Below are 16519 nucleotides of genomic sequence, written 5' to 3'. Positions count from 1 at the left end.
CCGATGGCGGCTCAGCGGATCATGGCTTCGCCGGTGGCGGGATCGCGTTCGTAGTCGCGACCGACGCGGTGATGTGCGCGGACGGTCCGGTGACGTCACCGGTCGATCTGACGCTGCTGCCCGAACACCGACGGGGGCACGGCGGGCCGTACGGCGATCTCAACCGGGGCTGCATCGACGTCGACCGGCTGCGGGTGCCGCTGGGCGGGCTGCCAGTGCCGCGCTCTCCGGACGGCCGGCTGGTCCTGGCCGTCGACATGTCACCGTGGCTGCGCTCGGACGCGCCGTGCTCGACAGTGCGGCTCTTCTGTCACGTCCACGGGCGTAACGGGCGCTCCAGCGACCAGTTCATCCCGGCCTCATCGTCACCGCCGCCGCGCTGCTGATCCTCAGCGTGATCATGTCGCTCCTGCTGCTCGTCCCGATCAACAACCGGAACAAGACGTGGACCCCTGACAACCGGCCCGCCGACTGGAAGCAGCAGATGAAGCGCTGGGAACGCTTCCACTACGTCCGCGTCGCCGTCATCATCGCCGCCTTCGCCCTGCTGGTCGCCGCTCTCACCTGATAGCAAAGCCGCCCCGACATGCGCTGATTCGCCCCGTTCTATCGACGGCTTTCGCCCCGTCGGGGTGAGCCCGACAGGGCTTCGGATTACTGACCCCGCGAGCCGACGCCGCGAGCCGACGCCGCGCCGGTGGCGCACAATCCCCACTCCCCGGGCGGCAGCCGGCCACCGAAATCCCGACATCCGGGAATGCAGCTGCCGATCAGATCCCACAACGGCGATCCCGACAAACAACGCCCCTCGAACAGCCGCGTCCGCGCGGCCTGATCAGGCCCCACACGACTCAGCAAGCTCCACGAAGCTCACCAAGCCGACGAAGACTCGCAAGGAGAAGAACAATGTCGCTGAAGAAGATCAACACCGTCCTGGCCGCCGCCTTCATCCTCTTCATCCTCTGGTTCGGGTCGGAGTTCATCCTGAGCCCGGAGACGACGGCACCGGGCTTCGGCCTGCCGAGCTGGCCGTCCGGCGACGGCGACGGCGACGGCTTCCTGATCATCAAGGGAATCCGCGACGTCGTCCTGGCCCTGGTCCTGGGCATCCTGCTGGTGACGGGCCACCGCCGGGCGCTGGCCTGGGCGCTGCTGGTGGAGGCCCTCGCCGCGTACGGCGACATGACCACCGTGCTGGCCCACCACGGCTCCGTGGCCACCGCGCTCGGCGTCCACTGCCTGACCGCGACACTGATGGTGGTCAACGGCCTGCTGATAATGCGTGAGACCCGCAAGGTCGCGGCCGCTCCGGCAACGCCCGCCCCGCAACCCGCCTAACGCGAGGTGCTCGACGCTCAATCAGGAACTCCAGTCCCAGCTCGACGCGCTCGCCAAGCACGGCATCCCGCGCGACAAGGCGTTCTCCGAGAAGATCAGCACCCGCGTTCGGGTCCGCCCCCAGTTCGAGGCCGCGCTCGCACTCACCCGCCAGATCAAGGCCCACGCCCCGCACTGCCGGGTCATCTTCACCGTGTACGAGATGAAGCGCCTGGGCCGCGACGCCGCCGAACTCACCGCACTCGCCGACCACCTCACTGCCCACGGCCTGGCCTTGGAGATGCCCGCCGGGCCCCTGTGCCAGGGATGTACGACCCCAGCGGGCCAGGCCCCCAGCGTCGCGAGCATTTACCGCACACTCGCCGAACACGAGAAGAAGGAGGCGTACCCCGAAGCCGTCGCGGCGGCACGCGCCGACTTCGCCGACCTTCAGGACGTCGACGACATCCCCCGCCCCCGCCGAGTCCGCATCCGGCGGCCAGCCGATGCGCTCACCTCGGAGGAAGTCACCCTCCGCCAGCGCCTCCAGGACCAGATCCTCCAGTCCGCACAGACTGAGTAGCCAGCAAGATCAATCGCTTAGCGCCAACCGCTGTTCCGTTGTTCCGAACGCCGCGGAGGGTGGTGGACCGGTGGGGCTGGAGGACTTCTCAGTCAGTGTCGGTCCAGTCCCGGGTAGTAGCCGCGTTGGTACGGCGACAAACTGGAGGCGTTCAACTGACCCTCACCCCGGCAGATAGGGCAGACCTTCGTTGTGCCGCATTCCCTGCATCGGCTCCTCCGGTGGGACTGGCCGAGCACCCACCCGCGGCCACCGCATCCGGGACACCAGCCGAGGCCGTCGCACTCGTAGCAGAGGACGTAACCAGGTGTGATGGTCTCCGGCGCTCGCACCGGCTCCGGCTGCTGGACTGGTTGCGGCGGGGACAGTGCCAGCGCCGGCGTCTGTCCGCGGAACACCACGGCGGGTGTGTCGTCGCTCGTCAGGACGCGGATGCCGTTGCCATCCCGGTGAGCGACGACCACTATCCAGAGCATCCCGTCGTCATCCTCCTGTGACGCCGTGACGTCCCAACCGGCCGCGCGGAGGAGGAAGGCCGCACGGGAGGCCGTCTCGGCAGCGGTGGCGGTCGCCGGACGATTGCCTTGGTACCCCGTCGAATAGTGGTAGCGCAGCGGCTCGCGCCGGTCGGCAACCTTCGGCTCGTCGAGGGACAGCTGGCGGAGGTGGACACGAACGGTCAAATCGGTGATCAGCGCGACCAGTTGCCCGCGCAGGGACCGGCCCAGCCGGTCCAGTTCGTCGCGCGCTTTCGAAGCCTCATCCATGTCGACCCCTTGGTCCTGGAACGTATCAGAGGGCCGACTCTCGTGGCCGTGGTCGTCTCCAACGGCCGCCTGCCGGAAAGTCCGTCACGCAGGCCGTTCGGCCTCCCCTGGTGATCACCGGGAGCCTTGTGTCGGACGAGGAGAGCGTTCCCGACTTTCGATTCGCGGTCCGGCGGCACGGGATGCTGGAAGAGATCCGAAGGGCAGCGCGGACCGGCCGGAAGGTCACACTCGCAGAGCCAAGGCCCGTAGGAGCGTGCCCTGGCGCCCCATAGAGAGAGCACGGACTTCGATCGCACTGAGCGCGCAATCCGCTATCGGCTCGTTGCGGCACCCCCCAGACGACCTCGCTTCCAACGACACCAGTTGATTCTCACGACGAGCGCTGGACAGTGACCGTCACCGAAAGTCGAGGCCATGCAACAGTTCCTCCTCGCCGAAGGAGGTCGGGTTCTTCTAGAGCCCCGAGAAAAGGCGCCTGACCTGGGCTTTCGCCTGTCAGGCGCCTTTTGTTCGGCTCGGCGGCCGGGGCCACGCCGGAGGGCGGGCCGGGGCTCCCGGCGGGTCGACTGTCAGGCACGTCGACGGTCCACGCAGTCGGCCCCGCGCTTCAAGCCCAGTTGGTCATGTCCTCATCGCGCGTGGAGTGCCCATTTGCTGCCGTCGACGAACGCCGTTCCGGGGAGTGCGATGAGTTCGGGTTTGAAGAGTGGTGGTGTGTCCATTGCCGGCTCCCAGGTCGCCATCTTCTCGTCCTGCGGGACCTCGATCCGCCTGTCCTCGGTGAGGTCGGCGACCACCCGCACCAGCAACCGCACGCCGAGCGGGGCCAGGTGCTCGCGCCACAGGCTCTGTGCGGTCGAGCCCGGGGGCACGAACAGGTGCTCCTGTGCGGCGATCGGGCCGGCGTCGGTCCGCTCGGTGAGGTGGTAGACGCTCCCGCCCGTTACCTTGTCACCGTCGCGGACCGTCCATCGGATCGCGTCCCGGCCGCGGTGCAACGGCAGCAGGCTGGGGTGATAGCCGATGGTCGCGACGGCGGCCCTGGCACGTGTCTGGCGGCCGATGAAGGCGTGGGAGTGTGCCGCGACGATGAGGTCCACCCCGTCCGGGATGTGCATCGCGCGCAGCTCGGCCGAATCCGTCCATGGGATGCTCCTGGGGTACGCCCAGGAGCGCAGGCGGTCCCAGGACAACGCGTTGCTGTCGTCGGAATGCCCCTTGCGCAGCCGGGGGGCGGCTACGCCCGCGATCCGGTGCCCTTCGTCCGACAGGGCATCCGCGACCTGCACCGCGAATGCTCCCTGTCCTGAAATGTAGATGTTCACTCGCGCTCCCGGCAGTTGCTGGTCGGGTGTCTGTTCAGTACGGGTGAGAGAGCGCTCCAACGAGGCACAGGAACAGCTGAATGCGGCTCCGGTGCCGGGCACCAGTCCGTTCTCGCCTGCGGCTTGTTGTCGATCGGTTCAGCCGAGCCCACAGGCAGGCCCTCGGCTCGGAGGTCGGTCCGGCCAGGGCCGGTAGGCAAGTGGACAGGAGCACATCGCTTCGCTCTGGGTCCCGCGTGTCCCTTGTTTGCATGTGCCCACGAGGTGCGGACGGTCACGCGCGGCCGCGACGTTTGTTGGAGGGGTCAGCGGAGGTGAGTTCAGGGAGTGGGTGTCTGCGCCGTCGCCGTGAAGTGCTGTTCGGCGTAGTCGAGGGCACCGTCACGGCCGGGGCCGGAGTAGACGATCCGCCAGCCCTTGGGCACCTCCAGGTGCGGCCGCCACAGTGCGTGCTGTCCGCCGGCGTTCGCCACGACCAGCCAGTCGCCCGCACCGCCGTCGAAGGGGTTGCCGCTCATCAGTCGACCTCTTTCCTTCCGGAGTGGTCGGGCCGGAACCGCACCGGCAGCGTGGAGTACCCGGTCAGGAAGTTGGACCGGATGCGCAGCGCCTCACCGGTCTGCTCGAATCCGGCCGTGAAGTCCCGTAACGCCATGAGCAGTTCGGAGATCTCCACCTTGGCCAGGTGCGAGCCGACGCAGAAGTGCGGACCGTAGCCGAAGGCCAGGTGCTTGTTGGGGGTGCGGCCGAGGTCGAACATGTCGGGCCGTTCGAAGATCCGCTCGTCCCGGTTGCCGGAGGCGTGCCAGAGCGTGACGATCTCGCCCGGTCGCAGCTGTACGCCGTGCAGTTCGGTCTCGCGGACCACAGTGCGCCCGAAGTGCATGGTGGGTGACGCCCAGCGCAACACCTCGTCCACGGCGGTGTCGATCGCGACCTCGCCGTGCTTGAGCCGGCGCCACTGCTCGGGCTGGGCCGCGAGCGTGTGGACGCTGTCGATCATCGTCAGCCGGCTGGTCTCGTCGCCGCCGATGATCAGGCTGTAGCAGTTGAGCACGATGTCCTCGTCGGACAGTGGCACACCGTCGATGGAGCTGCCGACCAGCATGCTGATCACGTCGTCGCCCGGCGACTCGCGCCGCTCCTCGACCATGTCCATGAAGTACAACAGGATCTCGTTGCGGGCCATTTCGGAGTCGAGTTCGTCGACGTCCTCGGCGTCGGTCGACAGCGCGGTCTTGGTCTGGGCGAGCAGGTACTCCCGGTCCTGCTCGGGCACGCCGAGCAAGTTGGAGATCGTGGTCATCGGGATCCGGCTGGCGATCTGCTCGGCGAAGTCGCAGCCACCGGCCTCGACCGCCTCGCGGATCAGCTGCCGGGTGTTGACCCGCACCGCCGCCGCGACCTCGCTGAGCACCCTCGGCGAGAGCACCCGCTGGAGAATCTTGCGCAACTCGTGGTGCCGGTGCCCGTCGGTGACGGCCAGCATCCGGCCGGCACCGGCGTCACCGCCGCCCAGCAGCGTGACGAGCACGTTGCCGCGCTCGGACGTGAAGTTCACGTCGTCCCGGTAGGCGGCCATGATGTCGTCGTAGCGGGAGACCACCCAGAACCCCCGGCGGCCGTCGACCGGAGGGTTCCAGTGCACCGGGGCGGTGTCCCGCAGGGTGCGCCAGAACGCGCCGAGGTCGTGGTCCGCGAACGTGTTCGGGGCGCCCAGATCCATGGTGTCCAGTGCTGGTGTGGTCACGGTCACCAGTCCGTACGCCAGAACCGACGCGGCTGGAACGGGTAGGTGGGCAGCGACACCCGGTGACTGGCCTCCCCCTGGTGCAGCGAGTCGAAGTCCGCCCGCTGGCCGGTCACCCAGGCGGCGGCGAGGTCGAACAGTGCCTGGCCGTCCTTCCCGGCCGGCACGATCCCGTTGTCGTTGCGGCCCAGGGAATCCGCGTCCACCTGCGGCGCAGCACCGGTCGCGGCGACCAGGCCGCGGGGGGAGTCGGCGGACAGCGCTTCGATCAGCTCCGCACGGCTGCGGACCACGGCCGCCCACCGGTGACCCATCACCTTGCGGCCCAGGTTGAGGCTGAAGCAGACGTCGTCCAGACGCAGGTCGGGGTTGGCGACCAGCCAGTCCTTCAGCCTCGTGCGCTGACGAGCCAGTGCTTCGTCGTCCAGGGCGGACAGGGTGGCCAGGCGAGGCCGGTCGACGGCCTCGGGGGCCCGCTCGGCGACGGCCGGCGGCTCCTCCAGCACCAGGTGCGCGTTGTAGCCACCGCCACCGATCGCGGTGATGCCCGCCCGGCGGATGCCGGCCGCCGGCTCCCAGTCCGCCAACTCCAGCTGCGGCACGAACGGGGTGCTGGGGAAGTCGATGTCCTGGTTGACGTCCGTCAGGTTGATCGTCGGTGCCAACTGCTTGTGGTACAGGGCCATCGTGGCCTTCACTGCACCGAAGCCGCCTGCCACCACACCGCCGTGGCCGACGTTGCTCTTGACCGCGCCGATCGAGCAGGTGCCGGTCTGCTTGCCGAACGCCATGCTCACCGCGTGCACTTCGAGTTCGTCGGTCATCGGCAGACCGAGACCGTTGGCCTCGTACAGGGAAACGGTGTCCGGAGTGACACCGCCGACCTGCATGGCGTTGGCGATGCACGCGCTCAGCCGCTCGGGCTGTGCCAGACCGTAGGCCATCGCGCTGACACCGTTGTTGTTGATGGCCGAGCCCTTGACCACGGCATAGATGTGGTCGCGGTCGGCGACGGCCTCCGCCAGCGGCTTGAGCAGCAGCGTGGCGACACCGCTGGACAGCGCGGCGCCGGTGCCGTTGGCGTCGAACGGGCGGCAGTGGCCGTCCTTGGACAGGATGCGGCCTTCCTCCCACAGATGGCCACGGGGGTGCGGCAGGCGGACCATCGCGCCACCGGCGATCGCCATGTCGGTCTGGCCGAGCAGCAGTGACTGGCAGGCCAGGTGCACGGCGTAGTGGAAGCCGGCGCAGGCGGTGGCGACGGTGACGGCCTCACCGGTCAGCCCCAGGTAGTACAGCGCGTTGGAGGTCATGGTGTCCGGCGACCACGCCAGGCCGTGCTCGATGGCCTCGGGGCCGACCGACACCCGGTCCGGCGGGGAGCTGTAAAGTGCGGCGGTCTGCGGGTTGTTGGCGCCGTAGATGCCCACCTCGCCCTTGACCCGGTCCGGGTCGTAGCCGCCGTCCTCAAGCGCCTCCCACGCGCTCTCGACGAACAGCCGGTTCTCCGGGGTCATCGCGGCCGCCATCCGGTCGCTGATCCCGAACACCGACGGATCGAACTCGTCGTACCCGTCGAGCGTGCCGCAGGCCGGCACGTAGAACGGGTTGTTGATCAGGGTTTCGTCGACCTTGATCTCGTCCTTGGCCAGGAACGTCACGGACTCCCTGCCGTGCACGAGGTTGTCCCAGAACTGTTCCTTGGTGCGGGCGCCGGGTGACTTGCACGCTATGCCGATGACGGCCACGTCGCCCGGGTCGTAGTCCTGCTCTGGACTGTCGGACATGAAAGGCTCCTGCTCAAGTGGAGTGGGTGGTGACTCAGTTGCCGGTGGAGGCGGCGCGGCCACGCAGCGCGGCGCGGCGGACGGTGGCGCGGCGGCGAGCCGACTGGACCACCTCGGGGGTGGCGCCGCTCTCGTCGTCGAGCCAGCGGCTGAGGGAGTAGATGTCACGGAAGCTGAAGAGGTCGGGCACGCGGACGCGGCGGTCGAACCGCCGGGTCATCAGCCTGGCCAATCGGACGAGCAGCAGCGAGTCGCCGCCGAGGTCGTAGAAGGCGGCCCGGACATCGATGTTCGCCGGTTCGAGATCGAGCAGTTGGCCCCAGATCTCCGACAGTGCCACCTCGGTCGGCGTGCCGGCGGCCGTCACGGGACGCCCGGTGTCGGCGGCCGGCGGCTCGGGCAGTGCGGCGCGGTCGAGCTTCCCGCCCGGCGTCAGCGGGAGCGCGGTCAGGAACACGATCGTCCCAGGCACCATGTACTCGGGCAGCTCGGCGGCGAGCTTGCCGGTGATGGTGGTCTGGAGCTCGGCGTCCAGCCAGACACCGTCCCGGCGGTCGCCCTCGGACACGACGTAGCCGATGAGTCTGCGGCCCCGTACGACAGCGGCGGCTTCCCGGACCTCGGGGCAGCCGGTCAGCCGGGCCTCGACCTCTTCCAACTCGATGCGGTGGCCGCGCACCTTGACCTGGTTGTCGGTGCGGCCGACGAACTCAAGCTCACCGTTGTCGGTCAACTGGACGACGTCGCCGGAACGGTACATGCGTTCGCCGTCCAGGAACGGGTCCGGCACGAACCGTTCGACGGTGGTGCGCGGCCGGTTGACGTAGCCGTGGGCGAGGCCCGCGCCGCCGAGGTACAGCTCACCGGGCACGCCGGCCGGCAGCGGCTTGAGGTTCTCGTCGAGCACGTAGACCCGGGCGCTGATCGACGGCGAGCCGATGGTGGGCTCGCCGGTCCCGTCCTTCGGCACCGGTCCGAACGTGCAGAAGACGGTGCCTTCGGTGGGGCCGTAGGCGTTGAAGACCCGGTCGGCGCCGGTCTCCTGGTACACCCGGTCCACCAGTTTGCGCCGCAGGGGCTCGCCGCCGAACACGACCGTGCGCAGGTTCGGGGGCAGGCTGCCGGCGTCGAGCAGGGAGTTCATCACCGACGGGATGGCGTGGAGGTGGGTGATCTTGTCGAGGTGCGGGCTCTCGGGCAGGTGGACGGCGCTTTCCACCAGCACGACGGCGCCGCCGCGGCACAGTGCGGGGAAGATCTCCATCACGGACATGTCGAAGCAGATCGAGCTGGCCGCGGAGACACCGCTCAGGTCGCAGTCGGCGAGGGACCGGTCCATTTCGGACAGCATGGCGACGCAGCCGCTGTGCCGGACGGCCACGCCCTTGGGCTGGCCGGTGGAGCCCGAGGTGTAGATCACGTACGCGGTGTCGGCGGGCACGACCGGTACGGGCCGCTCGCCGGGCTCGGTGGTCACGGTCCCGTCCAGCACGACCACGGTCGGACCGGCCGGGCAGTTGGCCCGGGACGCGGGCGTGGTCAGCAGCAGGCGGGTCCCGCTGTCCCGGACCATGAAGGTCAGCCGTCCGGCCGGATACCTCGGGTCCAGCGGCACGTAGCAGGAGCCGGTGCGCAGGATGGCCAGGATGCCGACGAGCAGGTGGGGCGTGCGCTCGACGCAGATGCCGACCGGGACACCGGGGCCGGCGCCCTCGGCGACGAGCCGTTCGGCCAGTGCACGGGACTGCTCGTTCAGGTCGTGGTAGGTCAGGACGCCGGCGTCGGAGTAGACCGCGGTGGCGTCCGGGTTCTTGTCGGCTTGTTCGACGAACTCGGTGTACAGGGTCTGGGTCACTGGTCCGTCTCCTCGGGACGACCGCCCGGCGTGATCTCGTCGAGTGCCAGGTCGGGGTGGGCGATCGAGTCGAAGAGCACGGTGCGGTAGAGCGTGAGCAGTGCCGTCACGGTCTGCTTCTCCAGGTAGCTCGGTTTGTACTGGACGTGGCCGACCACTTCGCCGGAGACGTCGGCCATCGAGATCTCCAGGTCGAACTTGGCGAGGTGCCTGCGTACGGGCAGTGGTTCGAGCGGCAGGGCGCTGTCGGGGGCGAGGGTGTCGCCGATGCCGTGGAAGAGCTTGACGGAGCGCGGGAAGGCCTCCGAGGACAGCCAGTTGAGCACGACGTCGAACCATGGGGAGCGGCCCTCGGCCCTCGGTGGCTTCAAGGTGGACGCCAGCAGGTCGAGGGGGTAGTTCATGTGCTCCAGCAGGCCGAGCGAGAACGTGTGCACCTCGTGCAGCAGCTCTCGGAAACTGCGGTCACCGGCCGGTTTCGCACGCACCAGCACCGTGTTCAGGTAGTAGCCGATGGCGGACTCCCAGCCGGGTTCGGCGCGTTGGGCGATGGCGGTGGCCAGCACGGAGTCCTCGACGCCGACCGCGCGGTTGAGCGTGGCGAAGAAGCCGGCCAGCGCGACGGTGCTGAGCGACACGCCTTCGCGCACCGCGAACTCCCGGAGCCGGCGGGTCTCCTCGGCGCTCCAGCGGAACGTGAGGTCGCGGCCCTCGTAGGTGACGCCGGGCGGGCGCTCCATGGCGGACAGGTCGAGGTGGGCGGGTGGGTCGGCCAGTTGCTGCGACCACCAGCTCAGTGCGGCGTCGGCCGCCGGGCCGGCCAGCCACTGCCGCTCCCATTCGACGAAGTCCGTGTAGGGGGCGACCGGCTTGCTGTCGGCGGGGTCGGCGCCCTCGTAGAACTCCTGGAGTTCGCGGATCATCACGTCGGCCGACGCCGCGTCCGACGCGATGTGGTGTACGAGTACCAGCAGGTAGTGGTCCGCCGGCCCACGCGTCATCAGCACCACGCGCACCAGCGGTCCGTTGTCCACGTCCAGCGGTACGTGCCCGTGCGCGGCGAGTTCCTCGCGGGCCGCTTCGTCATCCAGGTGCGCGCTGTCCACGACGAGGAACTCGTACACCGGCTCGTCGAGGATGACCTGGTACGGACTGCCGCCCGCCTCGACGAAGATCGTGCGCAGTGCGGGATGCCGTTCCATCACGGCCCCCACGGCGCGATCGAGCGCCTCTTCGTCGACCGCGGTCCGGATCCGGGCGGCCACCATGAAGTTGTAGGGCACGGCGTCCGGTGCGATCTGCTGCATGAACCACAGCGAGGACTGGCCGTGGGACGCCGGTGCCAGTTCGAGGCCGAGACCGTCGGCGCGCAGCTGGTCGAGCGCGGGTGCGTCGGTGGGGTCCAGCAGCCCGCGTGCGGCCAGTTCGTCCACCAGCTCTTCGGCGTCCACTTCGGACAGCTCGTCGAGGAGCGTCCGGGTCGGCTCGGCCCCGGGCGCCGGTGGCGGCTCGGCCATCGCCGTCGGCTGTGCATCCGGCGTCCGTGCCGGCTCGGCCGCCGTGGGCGGTGCCGGCGCGACCGCCGCGGGCGCGGTCGGCCCGCCGATGACCTCCGCGAGGTGGTCGAGGAGTTCGGAGACGGTCCGGCCGTCGAGGAACACCACCGGCGACACCCGCTGCCCGAACAGCGACTGCACCCTGTTGACCAGGCGGATCGCCAGCATCGAGTCAAGGCCGAAGTCGCGCAGGCTCGCGCCCTCGTGGAACCTGTGCTCCGGCACGCCCAACACGTCGGCGATCTCGCCGAGGACGACCTCCGCCACCGACCTGTTCGGCACGGTCGTGGCCACGGGTGCGGTGGTGGCCACCGGCCGGGCCACGGTCTCGACGACCGGTGCCGGCGCGGCTTCGACGCGCGGCGTGGTGTCCAGCCAGTAGCGGTCCTTCTGCCACTGCACGAGCGGGGTCTCCACGACCTCGACGTCGTCGGCGAACAACGAGTCGAAGGTCAACGGGATACCCCTGACGTACAGCGACGCGGCGGCCCCCAGCAGGCAGTGGAGGTCACTTTCGTCGCGCCGCAGGGAGTTGATCGCGTGCACACCGGCACCGCGGGTCAGCGCGATCTCCTCGACCGCGCCGCGCAACGTCTCGTGCGGGCCGATCTCGACGAAGGTGCCGACCCCCTCGTCGACCAGCGCACCGATCGTCTCGGCGAACCGGACCTGGTTGCGCAGGTTGTGCACCCAGTAGTCGACATCGACGACCGGGTTCACCGTGTCGGCCAGTGCCGTGGAGTAGAAGTCGATGGTGCCGGTCGACGGGGTGATGCCGTCGATGAGTTCGCGCAGGGGCTGGATCAGCGGATCCATGCCGGGGCTGTGCACCGGCCGTTCGACCCGGATGTTCCTGGTCGAGATCCCGTCCCGCCGGAGGTCGGCCTCCAGGGCGCGGACGGCCTCGGGCGAACCGGAGACCGCCGCGCTGGTGGGGCTGTTGACCACGGCGATGGCCGCGTGCTCGGCGTAGGTGGCGAGTCTCGGCAGCAGCTCCTGCTCCGGCAGGTCGACCGAGATCATGGCGCCGGGGGCCGCTTTCCGTTCGAGCAGGTGCGACCGGGCGACCACGACGCGGGCAGCGTCGTCCAACGACAGTGCGCCGGCCACGCATGCGGCCGCGACCTCGCCCAGGCTGTGCCCGATGACGGCGGTCGGTTGGACACCGAGGTCGAGCCAGACCTTCGCCAGTGAGACCTGGAGGGCGAACAGGACGGGTTGTTGGAAGTCCATTTCCTCGAACCTGGCCCGGTCCTTCGGGGCGTCGAGCTGATCGAGCACCGAGCAGCCGCCGGCCGCGCGCACGGCGGCGTCGCAGGCGTGCATCCATGTGCGGAAGCCGGTGTGCGAGCGCATGAGCTCCCGGCCCATGCCGACCCATTGGGTGCCGCCGCCGGAGAACACCAGCGCCACTCGCCGGTCGCTGTTGCCGACGACCGTGCCTGTGACGACATCGGGGTGCGGCTGACCAGCGGCGACCCGGGCCAGTCCGTCCAGGACGTCCTGACGGTTGCGGGCGAACAGCGCGATCCGGTGGTTCTGGTGGGTGCGCCTGGTCGCCAGCGTGTAGGCGAGGTCGGAAACCCGCAGTCCGGCGTCCCGTTCGACATGGTTGGACAGCTCACGGCAGGTGTCGGCCAGCGCAGCCGCCGAGTGCGCCGTGACGGGTACGAGGTGCACCTGTTCGTCGGCCGCGAGGCCGGCCTGGCTCGGCGTGACGTGTCGTCCCCGGTCACCCGCGAGGAACGGGCCCGCCGTGACGGGGTGGCCGGCGGCGAACAGCGCGCCGAGCGAGCCCAGCAGGGTGCAGGCTTCGTCGTTACCGCGTCGGAGCGAGGGCAGGGTGGTGGCCGTGAGGATCTCCGCCACGGACTTGAGCAGTACGGGATGCGGGCTGAGTTCGATCACCGCGTCGATGTCGTGGTCGCGCAGGGTCGTCAGGGCGTCGACCACCTGGATTTCCCAACGCAGGTTGTTCGCCCAGTAGTCCGGTCCGAGCTCCGCACCGTCGACGAGTTCGCCGGTGACCGTCGAGATCATCGGGATGCGCGTGGTCCGGGGCCTGATGTCGGCGAGTTCGGCCCGCAGCGGGGCGAGGACGTGGTCGACCAGCGGCGAGTGCGGTGCGTGGCCCATCCGCACCCGATGGGTCGTGAGGCCCTCGTCGGTCATCCGCTGGACGAGTCCGTCGATCTCCTGCGGTGTGCCGGTGACCAGCGTGGAGTTCGGGCCGTTGTAGCCGGACACCGTGAGCTGGCCGGTCAGGTACTGCTTGACGACGTCCGCACCGGCCGTGACCACGATGCCCTCGCCGCGTCCGACGGCCAGCTGTTGGAGGAGCCGGCCGTGGCCGGCGGCCAGCCGGGAGGCGTCCTCGAAGTCGAGTGCACCGGCGATGTGGGAGGCGGCGAACTCGCCGACGCTCTGTCCCACGACGACGTCCGGCTGCACCCCCAGCGAGCGCCAGGCATCGGCCAGCGCGACCTGTATGCAGAACAGCAGCGGCTGGAAGACGTCCATGTCGTCGAGGCGGCCGTCGGGTGCCAGCAGTTGGTCGACGAGCGAGAAGCCCAGCAGCTCCCGCATCCGCTTGTCGGAGCGCATCATGGACCGTCGGAACACGGGCATCCCGGCGAGCAGTTGCCGGCCCATGCCCACCCACTGCGAACCGTTGCCGGAGAACAGGAACGCCACCCGTGGCGGGCGTTCGGTCTGCTCTCCGACACTCAGCCCGGAAGCCGTCGTGCCGGCGGTGAAGGCATCCAGCTGCGCCCTGAGCTCGGTCATATCGCGGGCGGCGGCCGCGAGCCGGAACCTGCCGTCGCCGGACGGCCGCCGGCAGATCGCCCGCAGGTCGTGCTCGTCGCGCAGCGCCACGGCCCGCTCGGCCAGCGCCTCCGCGGAGTCCTCGGCCAGCAGGAGGAGCGAGCCCTCGGGGCGCGGCAGCTCCTCGGCGACGACGTGACAGATCGCGCCGCCGAAGCCGAACGAGCTGACGCCCCCGCGGCGCGCGTCGGACCGTCGCGGCCAGGCAGTCAGCCGGTCCTGAACCGTGAGGTTGTACTCGTCGAACAGGATCTGCGGGTTCGGGGTGGCGTAGTGCAGGCTCGCCGGCAGCACGCCGTTGCGCATCGACAGCGCGAGTTTGACCAGGCCGACGATGCCGGCTGCCGCCTCCAGGTGCCCGACGTTGGACTTGACGGAACCGAGCCGCAGCGCCGCCTGGCGGTCGCCGCCCAGGACCGCGCCGATGGCATTGGCCTCGATCGGGTCGCCGAGGGGCGTCGCGGAGCCGTGGCACTCGATGTAGTCCACGAGGGACGGTGCGATGCCGGCCCGTCGGTACGCGGTGCGGAGCATCAGCTCCTGCGCTTGAGGGTTCGGCGCGGTCATACCGTTGCTCAGACCGTCGTTGTTGGACGAGCTGCCCTTGAGCAGGCAGTACACCGGCAGCTCGCGTTCGAGCGCCACGCTCAGCGGGGCGAGTACGACGACCCCGGCGCCCTCGCCGCGGACGTAGCCGTTGGCGCGGGCGTCGAATGACTTGCAGCGGCCGTCCGGGGCGAGCGCGCCCATCTGGTCCATGGCGGTGTAGTAGTCGGAGACGAAGCTCAGGTTCACGCCGCCGGCTAGCACCAGGTCGCTCTCGCCCATCCAGAGCGACTGGCATGCCAGGTGCACCGAGACCAGCGATCCGGCGCAGGCGGCGTCGATGGCCATGCTCGGGCCTTGTAAGCCGAGGATGTAGGAGACGCGGTTGGCGATGATGCCGTCGTGCATGCCGGTCGCGGTGTGCGGAGTGATCTGGCTGTCGGGACCGCGATAGTGCGCCAACGCGGCGTAGTCGCCCCAACAGGAGGCCATGAACACGCCGGTGTCGCTGCCGACGAGGCTGAGGGGCGCGACACCCGCGTCCTCCAGCGCCTCCCAGGCCAGTTCCAGCACCAGGCGCTGCTGCGGGTCCATCTGGACGGCTTCCCGGGGCGAGATGCCGAAGAACAGCGGGTCGAACTGGTCGATGTCGTCGATGAACCCGCCCCAACGCGCCGTGTCACGCAGGAGCTCGCGCCGCGCGGCCGGCACCGGGCCGACGGCGTCGCGGCCCTCGGTCAGCAGCTGCCAGAACGCGGACGGGTCCGGTCCGCCCGGGAACCGGCAGCCGATGCCCACGATCGCGATGGGCTCGTGCGAGGCCACGCGGCGATCGGTGCTCGGGGCGGCGGTTTCCGCGGCACGTGGACCGTCGACGAGTGCCCGGCACAGTTCGTCGATGGTCGGGTACTGCCACATCCAGGTGACCGGAACTTTCCAGCCGAGGAATTCGGACAACGAGGCGGCAAGGGTCGCGGCCTTCACCGAGTCCAGGCCGTACTTGTGCATCGGCGCCCAGCGATCCATCGCGTCCTTGGACACGTCCAGCAGCTCAACGACGCGAGAAAGCAGGAAATCTGTTACGGCGCGCACACTGCGCGCTCCGCGCTCTTGGGGCATTTCGCCTCCTCGGCAGGGCGGATGGAAGGGGCTGGTAGAGGTTGCCACCGGCGGTTTGAAGGCTCTCGAACTCCGTCAACCACGCAACAGCAGCGGGATTGTGGTGGCTCGACGCGCATGCGGCCGTGCCGGTCCACACGGCCGGCGTCGGCGGCTCTCAAAATGGTCAGTCAGTGCTCAGAAAGCTGGCCATGGGAATGGTTTGCGAAGCGGATTTTCACTCCGCCGCGTCAAGTGCCGTACTTGCACAGGACATAGGTGGGCCTGCGGTCCGTCAAAGCCGTTCCGCCTGACACCGAGAGGAAACAACAAACGCGCCACCACACACGCGAATAGGCCATCGCACGCTGATGATCAGGGGTTTCGAAGATTGTCCGAGTGGTCGCGCATCCGCGGCTCGCAGCCGGTTACGGACCGACTCGCGCCTTCACAGCCGCACCTGGTCGGCCCTTTGACCGCTTTCGCTGCTTACGGGTCCGCGCCGTTGCTACAGCTGGAACGCGCTTACCGGGCCGCCCCCGGCTGTACTCGGCGCCGCGATGGTCTCGTCGGCGAAGCTGGAATACGGCGAGCTTGAGAAACGTGCGGAAGCCCGGTCAGGGCAAAGAGAGCCGTATGGTGCTCGACTTCCTGTACCGCCCCGGACGTGAAGGCGCAGCTGCCGAAAAACCAATGATTGCACTGTGACTGCCCCCGTTGAGTCATCTCGACCGCAGCAGACCACGATCTGCTGCGGAATCACCGCCCGGCAGTTCACCCGCCGGGTACGTCGTCGGTCTTCTGGTCAGGTTGATCGGCGACTGCATTGACTGTGAGAACGTGCACGCAAAACTCTTCACCTGCATGGGCAATGCCGACGGGCGTAAAGGTCCGTTTCACCCAGGTGGACCGGATTACGAGGTGCTCGCCCGATCGGCGAACATCAGATTGCCACTCTGGGATTGGTGAGACAAGAGTGATCCTCTGGCCGGAAGGCCCACTGGCAAGATTTGATCCCCAAGTGGCCGGTTCACTCTTTTCTCGGGCGATGACCATGGGGCAGTTCGGACATCGAACGCAAATACCGGCACCACTCTCCAGGATGG

9 protein-coding genes and 2 pseudogenes are annotated in these 16519 nt (G+C 69.1%); 4 read left to right on the top strand and 7 right to left on the bottom strand.

Features of this window, described 5'->3' with window-relative positions; all coding sequences use genetic code 11:
• Positions 1 to 62 precede the first annotated feature (62 nt).
• The 4 genes and pseudogenes from ACFVT2_RS05940 to ACFVT2_RS05925 form a co-directional block, all read left to right on the top strand.
• Positions 63 to 356, top strand: a pseudogene (locus tag ACFVT2_RS05940) (transposase); the annotation flags it as partial.
• Positions 356 to 568 (top strand): annotated as a pseudogene (locus tag ACFVT2_RS05935) (DUF1772 domain-containing protein); the annotation flags it as partial. The pseudogenes ACFVT2_RS05940 and ACFVT2_RS05935, both read left to right, overlap by 1 nt.
• Positions 569 to 906: 338 nt before the next feature.
• Positions 907 to 1338 carry a DUF4267 domain-containing protein gene (locus tag ACFVT2_RS05930; protein WP_390012660.1) on the top strand — a complete coding sequence of 144 codons (432 nt, stop codon included), beginning with the start codon at positions 907 to 909 and terminating at the stop codon, positions 1336 to 1338.
• On the top strand, positions 1283 to 1900 hold the full coding sequence (locus tag ACFVT2_RS05925) for a recombinase family protein (RefSeq protein ID WP_390012658.1): 618 nt from the start codon (positions 1283 to 1285) through the stop codon (positions 1898 to 1900). Before ACFVT2_RS05930 ends, ACFVT2_RS05925 begins: the two co-directional genes overlap by 56 nt.
• A 92-nt stretch (positions 1901 to 1992) precedes the next feature.
• Here the strand turns inward: ACFVT2_RS05925 and ACFVT2_RS05920 are convergent, their stop codons facing one another.
• The 7 genes from ACFVT2_RS05920 to ACFVT2_RS05890 form a co-directional block, all read right to left on the bottom strand.
• Positions 1993 to 2667: a hypothetical protein gene (locus tag ACFVT2_RS05920; protein ID WP_390012656.1), complete on the bottom strand. Its 675-nt coding sequence runs from the start codon at positions 2665 to 2667 to the stop codon at positions 1993 to 1995.
• Positions 2668 to 3299: 632 nt separating this feature from the next.
• On the bottom strand, positions 3300 to 3995 hold the full coding sequence (locus ACFVT2_RS05915; RefSeq protein WP_390012654.1) for a formyltransferase family protein: 696 nt from the start codon (positions 3993 to 3995) through the stop codon (positions 3300 to 3302).
• A gap of 320 nt (positions 3996 to 4315) precedes the next feature.
• Positions 4316 to 4513, bottom strand: coding sequence for an MbtH family NRPS accessory protein (locus tag ACFVT2_RS05910; protein ID WP_390012652.1), 198 nt, complete (start codon positions 4511 to 4513; stop codon positions 4316 to 4318).
• On the bottom strand, positions 4513 to 5751 hold the full coding sequence (locus ACFVT2_RS05905) for a cytochrome P450 (RefSeq protein ID WP_390012650.1): 1239 nt from the start codon (positions 5749 to 5751) through the stop codon (positions 4513 to 4515). The genes ACFVT2_RS05910 and ACFVT2_RS05905 overlap by 1 nt, the downstream gene beginning before the upstream one ends.
• Complete coding sequence (locus ACFVT2_RS05900) at positions 5748 to 7532, bottom strand: beta-ketoacyl synthase N-terminal-like domain-containing protein (protein ID WP_390012648.1); 1785 nt, start codon at positions 7530 to 7532, stop codon at positions 5748 to 5750. Before ACFVT2_RS05900 ends, ACFVT2_RS05905 begins: the two co-directional genes overlap by 4 nt.
• Before the next feature lie 34 nt (positions 7533 to 7566).
• The gene (locus ACFVT2_RS05895) at positions 7567 to 9387 is read right to left on the bottom strand and encodes an amino acid adenylation domain-containing protein (protein WP_390012646.1); all 1821 of its coding nucleotides are present in this window, start codon (positions 9385 to 9387) and stop codon (positions 7567 to 7569) included.
• Positions 9384 to 15434 (bottom strand): acyltransferase domain-containing protein, encoded by a 6051-nt coding sequence (locus tag ACFVT2_RS05890; protein ID WP_390012644.1) that lies wholly within the window; start codon positions 15432 to 15434, stop codon positions 9384 to 9386. Before ACFVT2_RS05890 ends, ACFVT2_RS05895 begins: the two co-directional genes overlap by 4 nt.
• Positions 15435 to 16519: the final 1085 nt, after the last annotated feature.

It is taken from the genome of Streptomyces sp. NPDC058000 (assembly GCF_042886435.1).
GTDB lineage: Bacteria > Actinomycetota > Actinomycetes > Streptomycetales > Streptomycetaceae > Streptomyces.
The sequence above is the reverse complement of the archived record's forward strand: the minus strand, read 5'-3'. Positions and strand labels throughout refer to the sequence as shown.